The sequence below is a fragment of the Variovorax sp. DXTD-1 genome, assembly GCF_003984625.1.
Lineage (GTDB): Bacteria > Pseudomonadota > Gammaproteobacteria > Burkholderiales > Burkholderiaceae_C > Variovorax.
On the sequence record NZ_RWKH01000077.1, the window covers coordinates 1 to 656 of the forward strand.

Below are 656 nucleotides of genomic sequence, written 5' to 3' on the forward strand. Positions count from 1 at the left end.
GCCAGCTCGCTCGAAGAGACGGCGGCCTCGATGGAAGAACTCACGAGCACCGTCAAGCAGAACGCCGACAACGCCCGCCAGGCCAACCAGCTGGCCCTCTCGGCCTCCGAGGTCGCCATCAAGGGCGGCAACGTCGTGGGCCAGGTGGTCGACACCATGGCCTCGATCAATGCCTCGTCCAAGAAGATCGTCGACATCATCGGCGTGATCGACGGCATCGCGTTCCAGACCAACATCCTGGCGCTCAATGCCGCGGTGGAAGCCGCACGCGCCGGCGAACAAGGCCGCGGCTTCGCCGTCGTCGCATCCGAAGTCCGAAGCCTGGCGCAACGCTCGGCCGCAGCCGCCAAGGAGATCAAGGGCCTGATCGACGACTCGGTCGGTAAGGTCGACGTGGGCAGTGCCCTGGTCGGCGAAGCCGGCAAGACGATGGAAGAGATCGTGAGCGGCGTCAAGCGCGTGGCGGACATCATCGGCGAGATCACGGCGGCCAGCCAGGAGCAGAGCACCGGCATCGAGCAGGTGAACCAGGCCATTGCGCAGATGGACCAGGTCACCCAGCAGAACGCGGCGCTGGTGGAAGAAGCAGCCGCCGCAGCCCAGTCGATGCAGGAGCAGGCCGCCAGCCTGGTCAGCGCGGTGAGCGTGTTCAGGCT

At 66.5% G+C, this 656-nt stretch carries 1 protein-coding gene; it reads left to right on the forward strand.

The window, feature by feature from the left end; all coding sequences use genetic code 11:
• Positions 1-656: methyl-accepting chemotaxis protein (locus tag EJI00_RS24930; RefSeq protein ID WP_260590847.1), on the forward strand; the 656-nt coding region annotated here is incomplete at both ends.